Genomic DNA, 19,160 nt, shown 5'->3' with positions numbered 1-19,160 from the left:
GTCATTCCAGACCCAGGTACTCCAACGCCCCCTTGGGGTTGTCGTTCAACCGATTCCAGTCGATTTCCTCACCGCGGTTGAACTTCACCTCCAGCGCCCGCTGCATGTCACCCAGCTGACCGGCCGTGAAGTTCGCATCACCGATACGAGCGTCAACTCCCTTCTCGTTCATGAGCTGGGCAGGAGAGACCTTCTGACCCTTGATGGGCCGGAAAAGCTCGGTCCACTTGTCGGGCTTGTCGATCTCGACGCGAGTCGCCCTGTCCGGGTTCGCCTTCTTCCACGCGGACAGGGTGTTGATCTTCCCGACGAATTCCGGCTGACGCGTCGGATTCACCGTGTTCTTCACTTCGACGAGGTGCACCCTGCCGTCCCGCCCCTTGTACAGGACATCGGCGTCCGGCACGTTCGACACATCCACTGTTTCCCCCGGCGCGACCTCGACCTGACGCCGGTTGTGTTCCGAGCCGACCGCGGTGTGCACGGTGCTGTCGGGTGCCGCGTCCTCCGAGGCGCGCCGCACACCCCGCACCTCGGCCAGCATCTCCTCAAGCCTGCTGGCGGTACGCGCGTTGGTCACTTCGGAGCCGAGCTTGCTCGCTCCCGCCCGGTCGACGTTCTTGCGTCGTGCGAGATCGGTGAGTTCGTCGAGCGCCGCCGCGGCCTGGTCCTTGCCGATCTCCTTCTTGCCAGGGTTCTCCTTGGCGTTCTTGACGAAGTCGTCGATGTTGCGCTCGTCGATACTGAGCCTGCCCTGCCTGATGGCGGCCTTCGCCGCCTCCGCCTGGGCTTCCAGGGCCAGTTGCTGTGCCTCATCCGCCTTCTCCCGGGCGTCCTGGGCTGCCGCTTTGGCCTCCTCGTCACAGCCGTCCTCGGCGAGGATGACGTATGGGGAGCCGGACGGGCCGGCCGCGAGGATCGTGGTGCCTGAGCCGGAGGGTCCGGTGAGGTGCCCAGGGGCGGTTTCGGGCGGGCTGTCGCCGTACGGGATCCGGCGAGCCGGCGCCGCGATGGTGCAGCCCGACTCGCGGGCCTGCTTCTCGGCCTCGTCCGCCGCATCGTCGGCGTCCTGCGCCGCCTTCCGAGCGCCTTCGGCATCGCCCGCCTCGGCGGCCTTGCGGGCCTTCTCCGCCGCGTCCGCCGCCTTGTCGAGGGATTCACCGGCCTCGGCGAGCTTGTCGAGCTTGGTGAACTTCGTGATCGTCTTCGGGCTGAAGACGCCGACGACGCCGAACACGGTGTTGCCTATGGAGGCGCCGTAGTTGCCCTTCTCCCAGTTCTCCTTGTCGACGAACACATCGACCGCCAGGTCGGACACGAAGTCCTCGGGCGAGTTGACCCAGCCCCAGACGGAGGAGACGTAGTTCCCCTTGTCCCACTTCTCGCCCAGCTCGTCGGTCTTGTCGCCCCACCAGTCCGTGGTGTAACCCTTCAGACCGTTCCAGGTGTCCTTGACCGAGCCGACCGGGTCGCTGACGACGTCCATGGTGCCGGCCAGGAAGCCCTTGGCCGGGGCCACGAAGAAGCCCCGGACGTGGTCCATGAACGTCCTGTCGTGGCGTTCCTGGTCATGTACGTCGTCCCAGAGGGACTTGTCCTCGAAGGGGCCCGGAGCGAGCGGGATCGTGTCGTTCGGGCCCGCGCCCTCGTAGGTGATGAGTTGGGCCGACGCGGGGATGTGTTGGCCACCCGCACCATCTTGGGTGTCCGAGCCGCCTTGGGTGTCCGCATCGCCGTTCGCGCTCGCACCAGTGCCGCCGTCGGCACCGGTGTCCGCATCGCCCTGCCCTGCGGCCTCGTTGTCCCCGGCCGCGCCCGTCTCCGTACCGGCGCCCTGCGGAGCGGGGCAGGCCGTGCCCGTCACCGAGCAGACCGCCGACCGGATGCCGTCGGCGATACGCCCGCCGAGGCCGCCCACCGACAGCGCGACGATGATCGCCGCGACCACCGCGACGAGCCCCGCGTACTCCACCGCGGTCTGACCCTCGTCGCGCCGCCAGCGGATCATTCTCGGCAGGCTGAACGGCCGCCGTTGCTCCCTGCCCTGGGGAGCGCTGTCGAACCACTCACGCGAGCGGTCCCGGCGCAGCAGCACGATGACCGCCACCGGCATGGCCGCCTGCGTGATGCCCCGCAGATCACCGTGCATCAGGGTGCCGAACGACAGCCACACGATCCACGCCTGGACGGCGATCAGTGCGCGGCTCGTCCACACCCCGCCTCGCCACAGGCGCCGGGCCAGGTAGATCCCGGCCACGCTGGGCAGCGAGTCGTACACCAGGATCCCGAAGATCTCCCCGGAGTAGTACGTCACCACCGACAGCACGGTGATCACGTACAGCGCCGTCAGCGCGAACTGCACCCACAGCAGTACCTGCGCCCAGCCCAGTTCCCTCGGCAACGGTGAATGCCGGTCCCAGGACGGGCTGTTCTCTGCACCCCCTGTTCCGTACGGAGGTATCCGGTCACCGGCAGGGGACATGCGCGACCTCGGCTCAGCTCGATCAACGGCTGTTCAAGACGGATATCGAGCCGAGAGTAGGGAAGGTCGATCACTCACGCGTGGGCCCGTGGCCCCAATCCCGGGCCCACTTTCGGTGACTCAGCTCTCTGAGCGCGGGAAGGAGACCTCGACGCGGCGGTTCTTCTTGCGGCCGGTTTCCGAGGAGTTGTCGGCGATGGGGTACTGCTCGCCGTAGCCGCGGACCTCGTAGGTGACGTTGGAGTCGGTCAGTTCCTGGTCGAGGACGTTCTGTACGGCGTCGGCGCGTTTGCGGGACAGGACGTCGCCGTGGGCGGACGAACCGAGGTTGTCCGTGAAGCCGAAGACGCGGATCTTCGTCGCGTTCTGCGTTTTGATCTCCTCGGCGATCGCGGAGATCCGGGCCTTCGCCTCGGCGCCGAGTTTCGCGCTGTCCTTGCCGAAGAGGACCTCGGCCTGGAGGGCGAACTTGACGTCGGCGTTGGTGTCTTCTCGGCGTTCGTCGCCGCTCTGGTCTTCGACGACCTGTTTGATGTCGAGGACCTTGGGTTCGGCGAGGGTGCCGCCCTCGGGCAGTTTGAGGTCGGGGTCGTTCGCGTCGACCTCCACGGGGGCGGAGGCGGAGGCCTCGGTGCCGGGAGGGACGCCGGGGGTTTCGTCGGCGTGGGCCGAGACGGCGCCGTAGATGTTCGTGGCGACCATGAGGCCTGCGGCGGTGAGGACGAGGGCGAGGCGTGGAGTCGCCGTTCGGGTTCGGACGCGGGTGCGGGTCGTCATGGCCTGCCTCACCCGGAGATCTTGATGGTGCCGCTGGAGAACGTCGGGACCTGGAGGGTGACGTCGGTTGCGCTCGCGGGCGGGGTCGGGAACTGGATGAACACGGGGATGGTCTGGCCGGACTCGATCGTGGTGAGACCGGTGGTGGTCAACGGTCGTCCGTCGGTGTCACGCAGCACGTAGTAGCGCTTCTTCCCCTTCGAGTCCACAAGCGTCGCTCCGCCGAGCGACGTGCCGTGCTTGAGGATCTCCGTTTCATCGCCGCGCAGCGCGGCCGGCAGCACGAGTGAACCCGATCCGTCATTCTTGAACTGACCGTTCACGGTGAGGAATCCGCCCGCGTCCCGCTGCGCTGACGTGATCTGGAGGAGCAGGCCGTCCTTGCCCTTGAGTTCGGCCAGCGGCGCCTCCGTCTTCCCCTCCTGAGCACTCGGAGCAGAGCCACGGCCCTTGGAAGCGGAGGCTGAGGTGTCCGGCTTCTTGTCGTCGCCGTCACCGCCGCCGCCACAACCGGCCGTGCCCAGGGCCAGTCCGGCCGCCAGGGTCCACGCGACCGTCCTCCTGCGGGCCCTCTCAGTGAACCGCATGCTCATCTCTCCGCTTCCTTCTTCACTCGTCATTCACTTCTCAGTCGGCCAGGTGGACGTCGAAAAGGTCCTCGGGTTCCGGGAGCTCGGTGAGATCGTCCGGTTTCAGGTCCCAGTTCTTGCCGTCGCACGTAAGGCGAGGGAGCACGTCGTCACCTGCATCCTCGGCAAGGGGTTTGAAGTCGCAGAGGGGCTCGATGACGGCCGTGGCACTGGCCTTGGACCTCTTCTGCGCCGTGGCAGGGACGATGGACTCCCCCATGGGCCTCCTGGTCTGCACAGCGACCTCGTACCCCAGGGGCAATCCGGTGCCCGAGCATCCTTGGACATCGGCGTCGTTCGCGCCGGCGAGCTGGTACGCGCGCGAGCACGGGTCGTTGCCCAGCGGTACAGCGCCGTCGAAGATGTCCTGCCACTTGGTGGGGTCGAGAACGGCCTCGACCCACTCGCCCGCAAGTTGGTCCCGGGCGTCCTGGGCAGCCGCGAGCGCCGCGGCGTCGGCCGCCGTCTGGGCGCCGCCCCTGTTCACTGTGGCCTGGCCGACCGCAAAGTAGGCGAGCGCAAGGAAGAGCAGGCCCCCCACCACCGTGATGTAGATGGGGAAAGCCTGCCCTGCGTCGCCGTACTTACAAGATCGTGTCAATTCCCGACCCGGTTGACCAGATTCGTGATCTTGTCGAGGATCGTGTTGCCGATGCTGGTACCCGTAATCGCCAGCACGATCGCCACCACCACCGCGATGATGCCCAGGTACTCGACCGCCGTCTGCCCCTTGTCGCCCGCGCGGCGGCGCATCGCCTCGGCCGTCGTGTTCTTCCAGCCGTTCACGCGGACCTTGGTCGCGACGGCGGTCTTCAGCATCAGGTCGCTCATGGTGTGCCCCTCCGGTTGCGGCTGTGTCGCTATCGACACGAGGAACGTACGGCGCAACGCCCTGTCCGTCAGAGGGCCCCTGGGCCCATTTCCGGGCCCAATCGCCCGGGCCCGAAGGTCGGTTGTCCCCCCATCGCGTCACCGAGGTCACCCCCGTCCCCGGTGTGCGTCCGGCGCCGTGCCGATCCACTTCGCGGCGGCCTCGGAGCGGCTGGTGCTGTGGAGCTTGGCGAAGATGCGGTTGATGTGGTTCTTGACGGTCTTCTCGCTGATGAAGCACGCGGCGGCGATCTGCTGGTTGTTCATGCCGGATGCGATGAGGTCCATGATCTCCGCCTCCCTCGTGCTCAGTTGGAACCGCGCCCGGTCGGGAGCGGCCGGACGGCCACTCGTCCACCCAGACGAAGACTGTCCCACATTCGGTTGCACTTGCGAAAGGTTTTCTGAAGACGCGGGTGCCGCCGAAAGGGCAGAGGAGCCGAAACCCCCTGGCTGTAAGGGCTGTTGAGGTTGGTTATACGAGTGTGCGGAGGTGGAAATTCCGTATGCAGTCGCACTCGATGACTGTCCCAGACCCTCCGGCAGGGGCGGAGCCGGTGCCCGGTCCTGGCGGAGTCGGGCCAGCAGGGCGCCCGCCGCCGTGGGGGTGAAATGGGCCCGGCCCTCCTTGATGTCCCGTACGGCATCGACCAGCTGGTCGGCCGTGAACTCGCCGTGGACGAGGTAGCCGCCCGCCCCCCGGCGCAGGGCCTCCTGGACGATCTCCGACTCCCTGCTGTAGGTCAGCATCACCACGGGAGCGATCTGCACCAGGTACGGCAGCGCCGAGATGCCGTCCACGCCCGGCATGCGGACGTCGAGCAGGACGACGTCCGGGCGGTGCTGGTGGGCGGCCTCGTAGGCCTGGCGGCCGTCGGCGGCCTCCGCCACGACCTCGATGTCCGGGCGGCCGGAGAGCAGGGCGGTGAGACCGGCGCGGACCACGGGGTTGTCGTCCGCCACCACGACCCGGAGGCGGCGGGCCGGTGGGGCGACGAAGGGGTTCTCTGGGGGCGGCGGGGTTGGGCCGGGGTGAGGAGTGGTGGGATCCGGCATCAGGGCCTCCTCTCGGGTCGCGAGGTCATGCGGTAGGGGTGGTCAGGGCGGCCAGGGGGAGTTCCAGGCGGACTTCCGTGCCCTGGGGATGGCTGCCCCGGCCGATACGGATGCGGGCGCCGACGGAGGCCGCGCGTTCGACCATGCCGACCAGCCCGAAGTGACCCGCGCGGCGAAGTTGTTCGAGGGTGGTTCCGGGTGGGAGGCCGCGGCCGTCGTCGTAGACGCTGATGCGGAGGAGGTCGCCGTGGACCCCCGCGCTGACGTCGACGCGGGTGGGGTGGGCGTGGCGGTGGGCGTTCTCCATGGCTTCCGAGGCGATCGTCAGGAGCTGGCGTGCCACGGCCGGTGGGACGGGGGGAACGGCTTGGGCGCCGGTGGGGCGGTAGACCGCCGTCAGGCCGGTGCGGGCGCTGAAGTCGCGGGTGCGGGCGGCCAGCTCGACCAGGACGTCCGTGGCCTGGGACGGGTCCGATTCGCGACGCAGGTCGGCGAGGAGTTCCCGGGATTCGGCGGCGGCCCGGCGGGCCGAGCGGGCGACCAGTGCCGCCTGCTGTCGCACCAGGGCCGGGTCCACGCGGTCGGCGTTCGCCGAGGTGGTCAGGCCGTCCGCCGCCAGGGCCACACCGTGCAGGGTCTTGGCGACCGAGTCGTGCATCTCGCGGGCGAGTCGGGCGCGTTCGGCGCTGACCGCCTCCGCCACGGCGAGACGGGCCTGGACCGTGGTGAGGGCCTGGGTGGCCGCGCCGAAGCGGAGCATGAGGTTGCGCAGGCTGGAGCCGACGGCTCCGGCGATGACGCAGAGGCCGGGCAGGAGGGCGGACTCGGTGATCCCGGGGGCCGGGTCCTCCTGTGCCGCGTGGATGAGGAGCAGGAGGAGCGCCTGGAGTGAGGCGAAGACAGCCGCCCCGCGCCAGCCGTAGACCAGGCCCGCCAGGAGGGGGGTGCAGACGCTGACGTAGGCGAGGGTGCTGTCGGGGCCGGCCGCGATGAGGAGCAGGGCGCCGAAGAGGGTGTCCGCGGCGAGGAGGGAGGGGTGGCGCAGCAGGAGGGGGCCGAAGCGTTCCCAGTCCCTGAAGAGGACGTAGGAGGTCATGAACGTGACGACCACGGCCGCGCCGACGAGGCGGGTGGGGAGGCCGTCGTTGGCGTTGACGAGGGCGGTGGGGGTGGCGAGGGCGATCATGGCCAGGCGAAAGCCGAAGACCTGTCGGCACATGGCCTGGAGAGCGTTGACCTGGATGTCGATGGCGGGGCTGGTGGAGGCCTGGCCATCGGCCGGGATCGGCTTCCCATCCGCGCCATCACCCGTGCGGCCTTCCCTGCCGGGTACGGACGCGGGTGGCCCCTGGGGCGGCTGAGCACCATCGGCGGCTGCCCGGTCGTGCACCCGTGCGTGCGGACCGTCGCCCGCTGTCCGGCCCAGCCCGCCGTCCTCAGGTCCTTCAGGGCCGCGCGGTGCCGGCCCCGACGGGTCCCTGTCGGCTGCGGTCGGCGGCATCGGCATCGAGCCCCGGCTCGGTCCCCCGCCCTGGCCCGGAGCACCCCCCGGATCCACCCGAGTCGCCGCCTCCCCCGGCCCGCCCCCCGTGGTCCGCAACGTCGGCTCACCGCCGGCCAGGGCTCCGACCGCCTCCCACCCCGGCGGCAGCGCGGGCGTCACGGACGTCACGGGTACGTCGGGCGCGCCCGTGCGGACGTGCGCCGGCAGCACCGTCCCCGCCGGAGGCGTCGTGATCTCCGGCGTCTGCACAGCGCGGCGACGGCGGCGGCGACGGCCCAGCAGCCCGGTCCGCTCCCCAGCCTGCTCCCCAGCCCGCTCCCCTGTCATCGACATGACGTCGCCCCCTCCCCTACTTGCCCGTCACCGAGCCGAAGTCCGTGCCCGAGCCGAGGATCAGGCCCGCGCCGAGCAGCAGCATCGTGGCCGGGACCATGAAGGTCGTGATCATCATCGTGGCCTTGGGGACGGCCCGGGCCGCCTTGCGGCGGGCGTTCTGCGCGTCCGTGCGGCGCATGTCCTTGGCGAGGGACACGAGCGTGTCGACGATCGGCGCGCCCAGTTCCTCGCCCTGCTGGAGCGCCGTCACGAACATCGCCACCTGCTCGGAGTCGTTGCGGCGGCGCAGTTCCGCGAAGGCCTGGCGGCGGCTCATGCCGAGGTCCATCTGGCGCAGGGTGATGCGCAGTTCGTCGGCCCAGGGGCCCTCGTAGCGGGACGCGACCCGGTCCAGGGCCTGGCGGAAGCCGAGGCCGGCGCTCACCACGACCGCCAGGACGTCCAGGAAGTCCGGCAGGGTCCGTTCGATGACGTCCTTGCGGATGCGGATCGCCGACCAGATGCCGACCTCCGTCCAGAACGCGCCGAAGGCCAGCAGGAGCAGGGCGACCAGCAGCTGGCCGCGCATGAGGAAGACCAGGAATCCCACGGCCCCGAGGAAGCCGTAGACCGCCCGCCGGGCCGCGTACCGGTCGATCGTCAGGCCGCCGGGGTTGCCCGCGAGGTCGATCTTGCGGCGGTACTTGGCCACCTGCTTCGGGCCCATCAGCCGCAGCACCGCGGGCGCGTAGCGCATGCCCAGGCGGTCGATGAGCGAGTCGACGGCGCCGGTGCGGGTGGAGCCGACCTCCAGGGCCAGGGCGAGGTCGCCGGGCAGTTTGGCCTCCGCCCGGTACATGCGGATGCCGGCGAAGGCGCCCCAGACGCTGAGGCCCGTCAGGAGGGCGAGGAGCAGTCCCATGGTTGCCTCCGGTCTCTCAGACGTCGATGCGGGACAGGCGGCGGATGAGGACGAAACCGACGGCGTAGAGCGAGAAGGCGATGATGACCGCCCCTTGCCCGAAGGTGGAGCCGGTCATGCGGTCCAGGGCGCCGTCCTTGACCCCGTTCATGAGGAACAGGGAGCCGACGCCCAGGACCGGCACGGCGTACGAGGTCATGTTGACCTGGGAGAGCTGGGTACGGACCTCACGCCGGGTCTCCTTGCGTTCCTCCAGCGTCTCCGTCAGGTTGCGCAGGGCACTGACCACCTGACCGCCGGCCCGGTTGGACAGGACCAGCGTGGTGACGAGGACGACCAGTTCGCGGGAGGGGAGGCGGTCGGCCAGTTCGCCCAGCGCGTCGTCCATCGAGGCGCCGACCGCCAGCTGGTCGGACACCTTGCCGAGTTCCTCGCCCGCCGGGGCCTCCATCTCCTCCGCGGCCATGCCGATGGCCGTGCGCAGGGCGAGGCCGGCCTGGGTGGCGTTGGCGAGGATGCGGGCCATCTCGGGGAGCTGGTTGATGAACTTCTCGATGCGCTTCTGCCGCTGCCAGTTGAGGAACTGGACCGCCACCCCGATGCCCAGGAGGCCCGCCAGGGGGCCGAAGAACGGGGCCAGGGCCGCCTGGCCGATCAGCCACAGGCCCGCGACCGTGGCGAGCATGTAGACGAAGAACTCGCCGGGGGTGATGTCCAGGCCGGTCGCCGCCAGGCGCAGTTCCAGCTTCTTGCCGAGCTTGGTGCGCCGCAGACGGCGGTCGATCCCGCGGAAGTTGCGGCGCCGGCCACCCGCCGGGATCTGGCCGGTGGCGGAGAGGCGGTCGACCAGCGCCTGCCGCTGTGCCTTGCCCATGGCGTAGGAGTGCAGGCCGACGACCGCGAGGACGCAGGTCAGCAGGGTGATGCCGGTGGTGAGCGTGATCAGCTGTTGCAGTTCCATCGGTCGGTCCTACCTGGCTTCTCGGGTGGCTAGCTGGTCCGCCGACTGAGCGATGCCGAACGCCTGCGGGAGGGGCTGGCTCGCCATGTAGAGGCGGTCGGCGGTGCGGCGCGGGAGGGGGTAGTACTCGAAGGCCCCGTGGATACGGCCGTCGGAGGTCATGGGCTGCGCGTTGAAGCGGGCGACGCTGACCAGCCGGTACGGGTCGCTGCCGTGGCTGTCCATCAGGGCGATCTCGGTGATGCGGCGGGCTCCGTCGGCGAACCTGGTCAGCTGCACGATGACGTCGACCGCGCTGTTGATCTGGTCGTGCAGGGCCACGAAGGGGATCTCCACGTCCGACATCGACGCCAGGGTCTGAAGCCGCATCAGCGCGTCCTCGGCGCTGTTGGCGTGGACGGTGGCGAGGGAGCCGTCGTGGCCGGTGGACATCGCCTGGAGCATGTCGAGGGACTCGCCGCCACGGACCTCACCGACGACGATCCGGTCGGGGCGCATGCGCAGGGAGTTGCGGACGAGGTCGCGGATCGTGACCTGGCCCTTGCCCTCGACGTTCGGGGGCCGCGATTCCAGGCGGATCACGTGGGGCTGCTGGAGCTGGAGTTCGGCGGAGTCCTCGATGGTGATGATGCGTTCGCCCTGCGGGATGAGGCCCGACAGGGCGTTCAGCAGGGTCGTCTTCCCGGTGCCCGTCGCGCCCGAGACGATGATGTTGAACTTCGCCTGCACCAGGCCCGCCAGCAGGTACAGCATGTGCTCGTCGAGCGAGCCGAGGCCGATCAGCTCGTGGAGCGTGAAGGAGCGCGGGAAGCGGCGGATGGTGAGGGTGGCGCCCGTCAGGGACAGCGGCGGGATGATCACGTTGACGCGCTCGCCGGAGGGCAGGCGGGCGTCGACCATCGGGTTCGACTCGTCCACGCGCCGGTTGACGGTCGAGACGATGCGCTCGATGGTCTGCATGAGCTGGTCGTTGGAGGCGAAGCGCAACGGCAGTTGCTCGACCCGGCCGCCGCGCTCAACGAAGATGGCGTCCGGGCCGTTGACCATGATCTCGGTGATGGACGCGTCCTCCAGGAGCGGTTCCAGGATGCCGAGGCCGAGCGCCTCGTCGACCACCCTGCGGATCAGCTGCGAGCGCTCCACCGTCGACAGGACCGGGCCCTCACGGCTGATGATGTGCCCGAGCACGCGCTCCAGCCGTGCCCTGCGCTCGGCGGCGGCCAGCGAACTCATCTCCGCGAGGTCGATCTCCTCCAGGAGCTTGGCCCGGTAGGAGGCGACCATGTGGCCGTCCTCGCCCCGGTTGCCGTGCTCCTCGGGGGTGTTGATGCGTGCTCGCAGGCTCATGAGTGGGGTGCTCCTAGCTCGGTGCTCAGTGGTCGAGCGGCATCGTCGCGGTCTTGACGGCCGGGTCGAAGTCCCAGCCCGGCACGAGGGACGGGATCTGCACGGTGGCCGTGACCGTGACCTCGTCGCCGCCGATCGACGCCGGGCAGGTCGTCCCGTCGGCCAGCCAACTGCTGATCGCGGCCTTGCAGTCCGCCTCGTGCGGACCCTCCAGCGACGCGCTGCGCGCCCCGGTCCTGGCCGCCGTGCCGGCCTGCTGGGCCGTGTAGGCGATCAGGCCGAGCTGCACGGCCCCCAGGGCGACGATCAGCAGGATCGGCAGGAAGCCGATGTACTCGATGGCGACCTGGCCGCGGTCGCGGGCCCTTCGTGCGTACGGCATCTCAGTCCGCCTCCTCGACCGCGCCGGCGTGGCCGTGGACCGTGAACGGGAAGGACAGCGTGCCCGGGAAGAGAATCGGGACCTGGAGGTTGACGTCGGCCGTGACGTAGCCGGAGCCTCCGCAGGTCACCTCGGCACCCGAGCGCCACGCCTCCGACAGATGCTTGAGCCCGGCCGCCTCGCACGCGCCCTGCCGCGCCCCCGGCTCCGCCGCCGTCGCCTGCCGTACCGCCTCGTCCGCGGCATTGCCCGCGAGGGTGAAGGTGTAGCCGACGAGAACGACCTGCCACAGCGCGATCAGCGTCACGATGATCGTCGGGGTCATGCCGAGGAACTCGATGGTGACCTGGCCCCGGTCCCGTAAACCCGGCGGTGCGAGAGCGGAGCGCATGTTCATGACTCCCTCCGGCGCCGGAAACTCACCGGTCCGCGGCCTGCCTTGTGGCCGCCGTCCGCCACCTTGACCAGCCCCAGCTCCCCCGCCAGCCCCCACAGTGCCTGCTTCACCGAGCTCTTGTTCTCCAGTTCGTGGATGCGGCCCGCGTCCACGACGCTCTGGAGCTCCTTGAAGTTGGCGGGGACGACGGTGGCCGCGACGGCCGTGCCGGTGATCTTCTGGATCAGGGGCGGCTGGATCTCCGTGGCGCGGCTGTGCCGGTTGACGACGACGGTCGTCTCCTCGGCCTTGCGGATCTGGAGCCGGTCCCACATCCGCACGGCCCGTTTGGCGCCCCGTACGGCGACCACGTCCGGCGTGGTGACCAGCAGGGCCCGGTCGGCCATCTCCACGGCCGCCGCGCCGGCGCCGCCGAGCTGGGCGCCGCAGTCGATGACGACGACCTCGTAGCGCGAGCGCAGGGCGCTGACGATCTGCCGGGCGGCGCGGTCGGTGACGTCCTCGCCGCGTTCCCCTTCGGCGGGGGCCAGCAGCAGGGCGAGCCCGGTGTCGTGCCGGAAGACCGCGTCGGCCAGGACGCGCGGGGAGATGTCGTTGATGGCGGCCAGGTCGACGACCGAACGGCGGAACTGGACGTCCAGGTAGGAGGCGATGTCGCCGGTCTGGAGGTCCATGTCGACCAGGGCGGTGCTGCGGCCGGAGGCCTGGGCGGCCAGGGCCAGCTGGATGGCGGTCAGCGTGGTCCCGGCGCCGCCCTTGGCGCCGCTGACCGTGACGACGGTGCCGCCGACGCCGGTGAACACGTCACCACCGGCGCCCAGGTGCCGTCGTACGCCGACGGACCACTGGGCGACCGCCTGGACGCGGCTGGCGAGTTCCTCGTAGCTGAGCGGCAGGGCGACCAGGCCGCGGGCGCCGTAGTCCATGGCGGCCTGGAAGAGGCCGGGGCTCGCGTCGGAGGTGACGAGGATGACGCCGACGGCCGGGAAGCGCAGGGCCACTTCGCGGATCAGTTCCAGCGCGGGGACGGGGCCGATCCGCTCGTGGACGATCACGACCTCCGGCAGCTCGTCGACCGACTCGGCGGCGAGGCGCGCGAGGGTGTCGATGAGCTGGGTGGAGTCGACCACGGGGGCCACGGGCTCGGCGTCCGGGAGCTGGCTGAGCAGCGTCGTGACGGACCGGACCGCGTCCGCGTCACCGACTGCCGGGAGGATCCTCGTGGGCATGGCAGCCTCTCACTTGTCCTTCGCGAGTTCGTACGTCCGGTCCCGCTCGGGGACGGTGGTGTCGCTGCCGGGCGCGACGAGGGCGAGCCGGACCCGCTTGGCGAACGACTCGGCGTAGGTGATGCGCTGGGCGTCGAGGGCGGACAGCGCGAAGGTGATCGGGACGGCTTCGGTGGGCTGCCGGGTGCGGTCGGACTCGTCGGGCTTGAGCGGGGTGAATTCGCCGACGTCGAGGACCTTGGCGTCGGTGACGATGATCTTCGACTGGTCGGGGTCACCCTCACGCGCGCCCTCGAAGGTGGCGTAGACGTTGACCGAGGCGCCGGGCGTGATCTTGCCGGCCACGCCGGTCGCCGAGTCGATCATGATGGCGACCTCCTGCTGGCCGGGCTGGAGCGCCGGCCGGCGGACGATCATGTCCGTCTGGAGCAGGGAGCCCGCTTCCAGCGTGGTCACGGCGATCTTGCCCTGGATCTCCCGCAGGTCGGTGACCGCGTTGTCGGACAGCCACCGTTCGGGCATCTTGATCTTCTCGAACTGGCCCGTGCTGAGGGTGGTGTAGGGCGGCACGTCGGACCTCAGCCGGTAGGCCGTGACCTCGGGACCGACCTTCGACTTCACGTCGCTGATGACGGAGAGGACGCCGGCGAAGGCGCCGAGGGCGCAGACGACCGACAGGAGCAGGAGAATCACGCCGCGGCGCTGACGGGAGTTCATGAACCGGACAACCTCGTTGGGGATATCGGTCGGGCGGGATCGGAGCAGTGCTGACGAGCGGTGTCAGGCCTCACCCGACGGCCGTCCGGTTCTCCAGCTGCTTGCGGGGCGGGCTGTCGTGGACGGGGGGCGTGGCGGAGCAGAACACGCACCGGTCGCCGATGACGTCGATGCCGCACCAGTGGCACTGGCTGCGCCGGACGGAGGTGACCAACTGGTAGAGGACGGACAGGTCGGGCAGGTAGCTGCAGAACTCGACGAGCTTGCCGGTGCCCCACCAGCCGGGTGACTCGGCCGGGAGCCGGGTCTCGCGCAGCCCCTGCACCTTCCAGGAGGGGGCGAGGGTGGTGGTGACCCAGTCGGACGGGAGCTGGCCCTTGGCGAGAAGCATCCAGGTGCCGAACTCGGGTCCGGGGAGCCCGGCTTCGGGGGTGATCCGGACGAGGTGCGGTTCGGGGTGGGCCAGGACGCCGAACTGGCTGCCGGGCATCCAGGACTTGGCGTGCGACTTCAGGCCGACGGGGACGCGGTCGAGGCGCGCGACGGAGCCCAGCAGCGCGCCGGCGTGGATGTAGTGGACGAGCAGCCGGCCGGCCGAGGCGAGCACGCCGGGGCTGATGTCGCAGGAGGCGAGCTGCCGTAACTGGCGGGCCAGGACGGCCAGTCCGAGGGGCGGCAGATCCGGCCGGAACAGGGCGATCCGGTCGCTCTCCATGAGGGCGCGCAGGGTGTGCAGCCGTCGCTGCACCGCAGTGGGCGCGGCCTGTGAGCAGACCACGATCACATGGCCGTGGTGCTCGACCAGGGCCTGCATCTCGGCCAGGACCTGCTCCAGGGGGCGTCGTTCGACGTCCCGCAGCACGACGGCGGGCAGGGTGCGTTCGTCCTGTGGTGGCAGCGCCATGTCGGCGCTGGTCACGGCAATGGCAGTTGGCACGCGCAGCTCCCCGTTTCCCCATGCCCGTCGGAACGCCGGGTGTCACTCCGGCGCACCGTGTCGACTTCACTGCGTGACTACCTCAGCACTGTAACCACGGCTCTGGGACCGGAGAACAGCGTTTGTGTAGCTGGGGAGCAACTGCCGTTGCACAAGATGCGTCAAAACGGGGCAGGTTGAGCATCTTGCCGGTCGCGGGGGGGGGCCCCGGGGGGGCCCCCCGGGGCCCCCCCCGGGGCCCTAACGGGGGCCGCCGCCGGGTGCCGCCGCCGGCCCCGACGCCACGGCCGCGGCGCCCCCGCCCGGGCCGGTCACCGCGGCGCGTGCCGGAGCGCTCTACCACGTGGTGCAGATGGCGAGCGTGCTCACCGAGGCGGTCACCGTGCGGGACGTCTGCCGGGCCGTGTCCGAGCAGCTGCTGCCGGCCTTCGGTGCCCGGGAGCTGGCGCTGTACACCGTCCGCGAGGGCCGGATGTACCTGTTGTGGGAGTCGGGGTACCCGGAGGGCTTCCTCACCCCGTTCGAAGGGGTCACCCTCGACACACAGCTTCCCGGCGTGCACGCGCTCACCACTCGGCTCCCCCTGTTCTTCGAGTCGCCGGAGGACCTCTCCCTCGCCTATCCGGGCATCGTCCTGGACCGTATGAACGCCTGGGCGTTCCTGCCGCTGATCGCCTCCGGCCGTTCCGTCGGCTCCTGCATCCTCGGCTGGGAGGCCCCGCACCGCTTCACCCCGGACGAGCGCTCCGCCCTCACCGCGCTGAGCGGCCTGGCCGCCCAGGCGATGGAACGGGCCCGGCTCTACGACTCTGAGTCCGCGGTCGCCCGCGGTCTCCAGGAGGGGCTGCTGCCGCACCGCCTGCCCGCCGTCGAGGGTCTGCGCACGACCGGCCGCTATCTGCCCGGTACGCAGGGCATGGCGATCGGCGGGGACTGGTACGACGTGATCACGACCGGGCGTGGGGTGGCCCTGGTCATCGGGGACGTCGAGGGACACAGCGTCGGCGCCGCGGCGGTGATGGGGCAACTGCGCAGCGCGGTGCACGCGTTCGCCGCGAGCGAGCGCCCGCCGCAGGAGGTCATCACACACACCAACCGGCTGCTGACGGAGCTGGAGTCGGACGTCTTCGCCACCTGCTGCTACATCGAGCTCGACCCGGGCACCGGGCGGGCCCTCGCGGTGCGGGCCGGTCATCCCCCGCCGCTGCTGCGGCACCCCGACGGGCGGGCCGAGACCCTGGATCTCGTGGGCGGCGTCATGCTGGGCGTGCAGCCCGACTCGGTGTACCCCGTCACCGCGCTCACCCTGGCCCCCGGCAGTGTTCTCGCCCTGTACACCGACGGGTTGGTGGAACGGCCCGGCAGCGACATCGAGACCGGCATCGACGCGGTCCGGCACCGGCTGTCCGAGACCCCGGCGGACTCGGTGGAGCACCTCGCCGACCGGCTGGTGGGGACGGCCCGGCGGGCCCGGGAACGGCCGGACGACGTGGCGCTGCTGCTGACGGCGTACCGGTGAATACGGTGCCCGGCCCCGGGCATACTGCCCGGCCGGATCGGCTGAACGGCCCTGTGAATCGGCGCGGAGTACCGTGGGCGGGACCGGCGAGCAAGGCGGTGGTGGCGGTGGAGTGGCGGCGGTACGCCGAGCAGATGGCGCAACTCGCCCGGGACCTGGTCGCCCAGGATTCGGTGCAGGCGACGCTGGACGCGGTCTCGGCGGCGGCGGTGGAGCTGGTCGAGGGCTGCGACGCGGCGGGGATCCTGACGGTCTCGAAGGGCCGGGCCGTGACGCTCGCCGTGTGCGGCGACCTCGTCGAGGAGTCGGACCGGCTCCAGGGCGAGCTCGGCGAGGGCCCCTGCTTCGACGCCGCGCGCCGCGTGGACGGCGAGCGGCTGTTCCGCATCGCCGACATGACCCGGCCGCAGCCGTCCTGGCCGCGCTACAGCCGGGCCGCTCGCGACCTCGGGATCGGCAGCATGACCGGGGTACTGCTCTACACCGACGAGGAGGACTTCGGCGCGCTGAACCTCTACTCGCGCCGTCCCGGGGCGTTCGGCGAGGACATCGAGTCGGCGGGGTGGCTGCTCGCCTCCCACGCCGCCGTCGCCCTGTCGACGGCCCGTACCGTCGACCAGCTCGAACACGCCCTGGAGACGCGGCACGCCATCGGTGAGGCCATGGGGATCCTGATGGAGCGCCATCAGCTGAGCGAGGACGAGGCCTTCGGCGTGCTGCGGCGCATCTCCCAGGACCACAATCTCAAGCTGCGTGACGTGGCCCGGCGGGTCCGGGCCCAGCCGTCCGGTCAGGTCTGACCGTCCGGCAGGCGTATGGCGCGCAGGAGGAGCACCGCGATGTCGTCGCTGTGCTGTCCGGTGGGTGTGGTGTGGCGGACGAGCCGGTCGATGAGCCGCTCCAGGTCCTGCCCGTCGGCGGCGTCCAGGTGCCCGGCGAGGTCGGTCGTGGTGCGGGTGACGTCGGTGCCGGGGAGTTCGACCAGGCCGTCGGTGTAGAGGGCGAGGGTCGTACCGGGGAACAGGGGCACGGTGGTGACCGGGTAGTCGCCGCCGGTGTCGATGCCCAGGAGCGGGCCGGGGTCGACGTCCAGGACCCGGGCGGGGTGCCGGGCGTGGCTCAGCAGCGGGGGCACGTGTCCCGCGCTGGCGAAGGACGCCTGCCGGCCGGCCAGGTCGAGGTGGACGTAGAGGCAGGAGACGAGCAGGTCGGAGTCGAGATCGGCCAGGAGCCTGTTGGTGCGGGCCAGGACCTGGCCGGGTGCGGCGCCGGCGGTGGCGTGGGCGTGGATCGCGGTGCGGACCTGGCCCATGAGGGCCGCGGCGGCGACACTGTGGCCCTCCACGTCCCCGATGACGGCGGCGGCGGTCGTGTCGTTCACGCGCAGGACGTCGAAGAAGTCGCCGCCGACCTCGGTGCCGTGGCCGGCCGGCAGGTAGCGGGCGGCGACATCGAGGCCGGGCAGGCGCGGCAGGGCCCGGGGCAGCAGGGCGCGTTGCAGCTCGTGCACGAGCCGGTGCTTGGTGTCGTAGAGCCGGGCACGGTCGAGGGCCTGGGCGATCAGGCCGGACAGCGAGGTGAGGACGGCGCGTTCGTCGGCGGTGAAGGTGTGCGGCTGGGCGTAGGACAGGATGCAGCAGCCGACGGGCCGGCCGGAGATGATCAGGGGGAGGAACGCCCAGGCCTGCTTGCCGCTGATCTGGGGAGCTCTGGGATAGCTGGCGGCCAGTTCCGCGGGGTCGGCGAAGAAGGCGGGCGTGCCGCTGGCGAGGACCTGGCCCGCGGGGGTGAGGTCGGTGTCCAGGGACAGGGCGTCGAGCCGCTCCATGACCTCGGCCGGGTAGCCGTGGTAGCCGGTGATCTTCAGGCGTCCGGCGTCGACGCCGGACAGCACCAGGCCCTGGGCGCCGAAGGCGGGCAGGATCTGGTGGGTGATCAGCGCGACGAGGTCGCGTACGGTCACCGATTCGGTGAGCGCGGCGGCCAGGTGCACGAGCTGGTAGAGGCGTCCCGTGGGTGCCACGGCGGGCTGCCGGGCGCCGGCGGGCGGCGGGGCACCGGCCTGTTCCGTGCTGGGCAGGACGCGGACGCTGATGCCGCTGGTGTCGGGATAGAGCTGGAAGGTCAGCGGCTGGTCCGGGGGGCGGAACGCGGTGAAGGAGACGGGGGCGCGGCTGACCACCGCCGTGCGGTAGTGGTCCTCGTAGACGGGGTCGTCGAGCCACGACAGGGACTGCCAGGGCCTGGTGCCCAGGAGTCGGTCGGCGCCGCGGCCGAGCAGGCGGGCCGCGGTGGCGGTGATGAAGGTGACACGGCCCTCCAGGTCGAGGGCCAGGGCGCCCTCGGGGAGGCGTTCGAGGTAGTCGGCGGCGGCCAGACCGGTCTGCACGGGATGGCGGGTGGCGTCCACGGGGACGACCCGCGGCAGGTCGGGCAGGGACGGCGGCTGGGGGGCGTCGTCCAGGAGGCGGGCCATGCGGCGGGCGCTGGAGGTGATGTGGTCGCGTTCGCGTGGCGTGATCCGGCGCGGCCGGACGGCGGGCCACATCAGCACGAGGCCGCCCCAGGAGCGCCGTACGCCGGTCAGCGGGACGGCGACGAGGGCGAACGGGTAGGGCAGGACGGCGGCGGCGCGCGGGTAGCGGCGGGCCATGTCGTCCTGGCCGGCCAGGCTGACCAGGGTGTCGTCGTGGATCGCGTCGGCGACCGGGACCGGTGCGGTCAGGGGCAGCCGCCGCCAGGGGGCGGTGAAGGCCACCGGCAGACCGCAGACGGCCACCAGGCGCAGCACGGGCTCGGCCTCCTCGATCAGGTAGAGGCCGCCGATCGAGGCGCCGGTGCCGCGCACGGTGTCGGCCAAGGCCACCCCGAGGGCGTCGTCCGGTGATCCGGAGCCGCCGGGGTGCTCGTTGCTCCCGGGCATGGTGTCCTCCCGCTCCTACCCGGACGCTACGCCTGGCGGAGCGTCCGGGCATGTCATACCGACGGGTGCCCGGTTTGACGCCGGATGTGCAGGTCTCGGAACGGGGTCGCTGGGCGCTGGGCCGCCGGGCCGCTGGGACGCCGGGCCGCTAGGCCGCCGGGCCGCTAGGCCGCCGGGCCGCTAGGCCGCCGGG

17 protein-coding genes and 1 pseudogene are annotated in these 19,160 nt (G+C 71.1%); 2 read left to right on the top strand and 16 right to left on the bottom strand.

Annotated elements, in window-relative coordinates; all coding sequences use genetic code 11:
* Nucleotide 1: 1 nt before the first annotated feature.
* From AB0E85_RS20340 to AB0E85_RS20270, 15 genes are all read right to left on the bottom strand, one after another.
* Complete coding sequence (locus AB0E85_RS20340; RefSeq protein ID WP_361928907.1) at nucleotides 2–2,401, bottom strand: hypothetical protein; 2,400 nt, start codon at nucleotides 2,399–2,401, stop codon at nucleotides 2–4.
* 201 nt (nucleotides 2,402–2,602) lie between these two features.
* Nucleotides 2,603–3,259, bottom strand: a complete 657-nt coding sequence (locus tag AB0E85_RS20335) for an OmpA family protein (RefSeq protein WP_361928904.1) — start codon at nucleotides 3,257–3,259, stop codon at nucleotides 2,603–2,605.
* An 8-nt stretch (nucleotides 3,260–3,267) separates the two neighbouring features.
* Nucleotides 3,268–3,852 carry a hypothetical protein gene (locus AB0E85_RS20330; RefSeq protein ID WP_361928902.1) on the bottom strand — a complete coding sequence of 195 codons (585 nt, stop codon included), beginning with the start codon at nucleotides 3,850–3,852 and terminating at the stop codon, nucleotides 3,268–3,270.
* A 34-nt stretch (nucleotides 3,853–3,886) separates the two neighbouring features.
* Entirely contained in the window at nucleotides 3,887–4,489 is a 603-nt protein-coding gene (locus AB0E85_RS20325) for a pilus assembly protein TadG-related protein (protein WP_361928899.1), read from the bottom strand.
* A complete protein-coding gene (locus AB0E85_RS20320; protein WP_184849469.1) occupies nucleotides 4,486–4,719 on the bottom strand; it encodes a Flp family type IVb pilin in 234 nt (77 codons plus the stop codon). The genes AB0E85_RS20325 and AB0E85_RS20320 overlap by 4 nt, the downstream gene beginning before the upstream one ends.
* A 147-nt stretch (nucleotides 4,720–4,866) precedes the next feature.
* Complete coding sequence (locus AB0E85_RS20315) at nucleotides 4,867–5,814, bottom strand: response regulator transcription factor (RefSeq protein ID WP_361928897.1); 948 nt, start codon at nucleotides 5,812–5,814, stop codon at nucleotides 4,867–4,869.
* A gap of 25 nt (nucleotides 5,815–5,839) precedes the next feature.
* Nucleotides 5,840–7,204: a histidine kinase gene (locus tag AB0E85_RS20310; RefSeq protein WP_361929101.1), complete on the bottom strand. Its 1,365-nt coding sequence runs from the start codon at nucleotides 7,202–7,204 to the stop codon at nucleotides 5,840–5,842.
* A 463-nt stretch (nucleotides 7,205–7,667) separates the two neighbouring features.
* Nucleotides 7,668–8,555: a DUF5936 domain-containing protein gene (locus AB0E85_RS20305; RefSeq protein WP_361928894.1), complete on the bottom strand. Its 888-nt coding sequence runs from the start codon at nucleotides 8,553–8,555 to the stop codon at nucleotides 7,668–7,670.
* A 16-nt stretch (nucleotides 8,556–8,571) separates the two neighbouring features.
* Complete coding sequence (locus AB0E85_RS20300; protein ID WP_361928891.1) at nucleotides 8,572–9,516, bottom strand: type II secretion system F family protein; 945 nt, start codon at nucleotides 9,514–9,516, stop codon at nucleotides 8,572–8,574.
* A gap of 9 nt (nucleotides 9,517–9,525) precedes the next feature.
* Entirely contained in the window at nucleotides 9,526–10,863 is a 1,338-nt protein-coding gene (locus tag AB0E85_RS20295) for a CpaF family protein (RefSeq protein WP_361928888.1), read from the bottom strand.
* Between the two features lie 25 nt (nucleotides 10,864–10,888).
* Nucleotides 10,889–11,245 carry a TadE family protein gene (locus tag AB0E85_RS20290; RefSeq protein ID WP_361928885.1) on the bottom strand — a complete coding sequence of 119 codons (357 nt, stop codon included), beginning with the start codon at nucleotides 11,243–11,245 and terminating at the stop codon, nucleotides 10,889–10,891.
* Between the two features lies 1 nt (nucleotide 11,246).
* Nucleotides 11,247–11,642, bottom strand: coding sequence for a pilus assembly protein (locus tag AB0E85_RS20285; protein WP_361928883.1), 396 nt, complete (start codon nucleotides 11,640–11,642; stop codon nucleotides 11,247–11,249).
* Nucleotides 11,639–12,871, bottom strand: a complete 1,233-nt coding sequence (locus AB0E85_RS20280; RefSeq protein WP_361928880.1) for an AAA family ATPase — start codon at nucleotides 12,869–12,871, stop codon at nucleotides 11,639–11,641. The genes AB0E85_RS20285 and AB0E85_RS20280 overlap by 4 nt, the downstream gene beginning before the upstream one ends.
* 9 nt (nucleotides 12,872–12,880) lie before the next feature.
* Nucleotides 12,881–13,588 carry a Flp pilus assembly protein CpaB gene (gene cpaB, locus AB0E85_RS20275; protein WP_361928878.1) on the bottom strand — a complete coding sequence of 236 codons (708 nt, stop codon included), beginning with the start codon at nucleotides 13,586–13,588 and terminating at the stop codon, nucleotides 12,881–12,883.
* Nucleotides 13,589–13,658: 70 nt separating this feature from the next.
* Nucleotides 13,659–14,492, bottom strand: coding sequence for a hypothetical protein (locus tag AB0E85_RS20270; protein WP_361929098.1), 834 nt, complete (start codon nucleotides 14,490–14,492; stop codon nucleotides 13,659–13,661).
* Nucleotides 14,493–14,823: 331 nt separating this feature from the next.
* Between AB0E85_RS20270 and AB0E85_RS20265 the strand changes: the two are divergent.
* Nucleotides 14,824–16,044 (top strand): annotated as a pseudogene (locus tag AB0E85_RS20265) (GAF domain-containing SpoIIE family protein phosphatase); the annotation flags it as partial.
* A gap of 107 nt (nucleotides 16,045–16,151) precedes the next feature.
* Complete coding sequence (locus tag AB0E85_RS20260) at nucleotides 16,152–16,844, top strand: GAF and ANTAR domain-containing protein (protein ID WP_361928875.1); 693 nt, start codon at nucleotides 16,152–16,154, stop codon at nucleotides 16,842–16,844.
* Here AB0E85_RS20260 and AB0E85_RS20255 read toward each other — a convergent pair.
* Nucleotides 16,835–18,967 (bottom strand): SpoIIE family protein phosphatase, encoded by a 2,133-nt coding sequence (locus AB0E85_RS20255; protein ID WP_361928873.1) that lies wholly within the window; start codon nucleotides 18,965–18,967, stop codon nucleotides 16,835–16,837. The two genes, AB0E85_RS20260 and AB0E85_RS20255, sit on opposite strands and share 10 nt — an antisense overlap.
* Nucleotides 18,968–19,160 lie beyond the last annotated feature (193 nt).

Source organism: Streptomyces sp. NPDC029044, assembly GCF_040637495.1.
Taxonomy (GTDB): Bacteria; Actinomycetota; Actinomycetes; order Streptomycetales; family Streptomycetaceae; genus Streptomyces.
Note: the sequence above shows the minus strand (reverse complement) of the source record. Positions and strands in the feature narration are given on the sequence as shown.

Coding starts and splice junctions, on each gene's coding strand:
- AB0E85_RS20335 (WP_361928904.1), bottom strand. CDS start 3,259: ATGACGACCCGCACCCGCGTCCGAACCCGAACGGCGACTCCACGCCTC.
- AB0E85_RS20295 (WP_361928888.1), bottom strand. CDS start 10,863: ATGAGCCTGCGAGCACGCATCAACACCCCCGAGGAGCACGGCAACCGG.
- AB0E85_RS20305 (WP_361928894.1), bottom strand. CDS start 8,555: ATGGGACTGCTCCTCGCCCTCCTGACGGGCCTCAGCGTCTGGGGCGCC.
- AB0E85_RS20280 (WP_361928880.1), bottom strand. CDS start 12,871: ATGCCCACGAGGATCCTCCCGGCAGTCGGTGACGCGGACGCGGTCCGG.
- AB0E85_RS20315 (WP_361928897.1), bottom strand. CDS start 5,814: ATGCCGGATCCCACCACTCCTCACCCCGGCCCAACCCCGCCGCCCCCA.
- AB0E85_RS20320 (WP_184849469.1), bottom strand. CDS start 4,719: ATGAGCGACCTGATGCTGAAGACCGCCGTCGCGACCAAGGTCCGCGTG.
- AB0E85_RS20270 (WP_361929098.1), bottom strand. CDS start 14,492: ATGGCGCTGCCACCACAGGACGAACGCACCCTGCCCGCCGTCGTGCTG.
- AB0E85_RS20300 (WP_361928891.1), bottom strand. CDS start 9,516: ATGGAACTGCAACAGCTGATCACGCTCACCACCGGCATCACCCTGCTG.
- AB0E85_RS20255 (WP_361928873.1), bottom strand. CDS start 18,967: ATGCCCGGGAGCAACGAGCACCCCGGCGGCTCCGGATCACCGGACGAC.
- AB0E85_RS20330 (WP_361928902.1), bottom strand. CDS start 3,852: ATGAGCATGCGGTTCACTGAGAGGGCCCGCAGGAGGACGGTCGCGTGG.
- AB0E85_RS20290 (WP_361928885.1), bottom strand. CDS start 11,245: ATGCCGTACGCACGAAGGGCCCGCGACCGCGGCCAGGTCGCCATCGAG.
- cpaB (WP_361928878.1), bottom strand. CDS start 13,588: ATGAACTCCCGTCAGCGCCGCGGCGTGATTCTCCTGCTCCTGTCGGTC.
- AB0E85_RS20285 (WP_361928883.1), bottom strand. CDS start 11,642: ATGAACATGCGCTCCGCTCTCGCACCGCCGGGTTTACGGGACCGGGGC.